The organism is Kitasatospora sp. NPDC059462 (assembly GCF_042749955.1).
GTDB lineage: Bacteria > Actinomycetota > Actinomycetes > Streptomycetales > Streptomycetaceae > Kitasatospora.
Genome location: NZ_JBHYUU010000386.1, coordinates 1 through 2,054 on the forward strand (window position 1 = coordinate 1; position 2,054 = coordinate 2,054).

The window sequence follows — 2,054 nt, forward strand, 5'->3', positions numbered from 1 at the left end:
TGCTCGCGCACCGAGGCCAGCAGGCGCCAGACGTTGGCGTGGGTGAGCGTGACACCCTTCGGCGTACCGGTGGAACCGGAGGTGTAGATGACGTAAATGAGGTTGTCAGGACGCGAGTTGGTGATCGGGTTGCTGATCACCTGGTTCTCGATCGTCGTCGCGTCCTCGATGGAGTCCAGGACGACCGTGCGGCCCTGGTGGATGGTGCTCACGAGGTCGGTGTGCTGCTGCTGGGTGACGACGATCTGTGCGCGGGCGTGGTCGAGGATGTAGCCGAGGCGCTCGACGGGGTTGGACGGGTCGAGGGGGAGGTAGCCGGCGCCGGACTTCAGTACGCCCAGGATGGTCGGGATGAGGTCGATGCCGCGCTCCAGGCACACCGCGACGAGGGTCTCCGGCGCGGCGCCCTGCTCGATCAGGTGGTGGGCGATCTTGTTCGCTCGCTCGTTGAGCTCGCGGTAGGTGAGGTGGGTGTCCTCGAAGGTGAGGGCGAGGGCGTCCGGGGTGGTGGCGGCCTGGCGCTCGAAGGCGTGGTGGACGCACTCCTCCCCGGGGATCGTGACGGCCCGGTTCCACTCCTCCAGGAGCTGGACGGTCTCGGTCTCGGGCAGGTAGGTCGCGCGGGCGTCACCGGTCGGGTCGGCGGCCATCGCCTCCAGCACCCGCCGGTACATCCCCACCAACCGCTCGCCGTTCGCCCCGCTGACGAGGCTGGTCGAGCTGACGAGGGTCAGCCGGCCGGCCTGGGCGAGGACGCTGAAGCCGAACTCGGTCGGCGCGTCGTGGAAGGAATCCCCCAGGTCCACCGAGTCGGAGTCGACCTGGTGGAAGTCCTGGTAGTCGAACATCACGTCGAGCAGTCGCTCCGAGCCGCCGGTGTTGCGCTGGATGGCGGGGAGCGGGTAACGGCGGTGGCCCCAGATGGCGGTTTCCTGGTCGAAGACCTGCTCGACCAGCTCGCGCCAGGTGCGGGCGCTGCGGTCCGCCGGGAACGGCACGGTGTTGAGGTGCATGCCGAGCACCCGATCGCCGCCGGTGGCCTCCAGGCGGCCGTGGGCCACCAGGCCGGTGTGGAAGGCGGGTTCGGGGGTCAGCATGCCGAGGACCTTGACGTGGGCCGCGAGCAGCACGCTCTTCAGCGACGTCCGGGCCGCGGCCGCCAGACCGCGCAGCCCCGACTCCAGGTCCCCGTACGGCACCCACAGGTGCAGGCGCTCGGGTTCCGTCCCGGACGGCTCATCGCCCCAACCGGCCGGAAGCATCAGCGGCACGTGCGTGTCGGTGATGTGCTGCCAGTAGGCGCGGTCGTCCTCGTTGTCGAGGGACTCCAGCTCGGCCGCGATGAAGTCGGCGTAGCGGACGGCCGGCGGCTGCGGGAGTGCGAGGGGAACCTCGTCGCGGAGGCAACGGTAGGCCTCCAGCAGCTCCATCAGGAGGGTGTGGTAGCTCCACCCCTCGGTGATGGCATGGGTCTGAGTGAACGTCAGACGCCAGGAGTGGTCGGACTCCAGGTGCACGTTGAGGCGGATCAGGGGCGCAGTGGTGAGGTCGAACAGGGTGGCGCGCTCCTGGTGGAGGAGTTCGATCTCCTTGGCGCGCTGCTGCTCGGTGGTGAGGTCGCGCAGGTCGTGGATGCTGAGCGGGATCTCGACCTCGGCGTGCACCAGCTGGAGCGGCTGCGAGTAGCCGGTGAGGTGCATGGAGGTGCGGAGCATGTCGTGACGGGCAGAGACCAGCCGGACCGCCTCGCGCAGGGCGGCCTCGGAGAAGGGCTGCTCGTCCGGAATCCGGAAGGTGTTGACGTTGTGGTAGGTGTTGCGGCCGTCGCCGGAGAGCATCTCCACGATCATGCCGGTCTGGATCTGGGACAGCGGGTAGGCGTCGACCACGTCGGCCGGCAGCGCGGCCCGGTCCTCGTCGCCGATCAGGGCGAAGGGAACGACCGGTTCGGCGTCGGCCACCGGTCCGCTGTGGGCGGCGTGCTGGGCCAGTGCGGCGATGGTGCGGTGTTGGAAGATCTGCTGGATGCTGAGGTCGTAGCCGGCCTGGCGCAG

Annotated in this window: 1 protein-coding gene; it reads right to left on the reverse strand. The window is 69.4% G+C overall.

Annotation, left to right across the window (positions count from 1 at the left end; translation table 11 throughout):
• On the reverse strand, positions 1 to 2,054 hold a 2,054-nt coding region (locus tag ACFXAM_RS38645), incomplete at both ends, for a condensation domain-containing protein (RefSeq protein ID WP_380298607.1).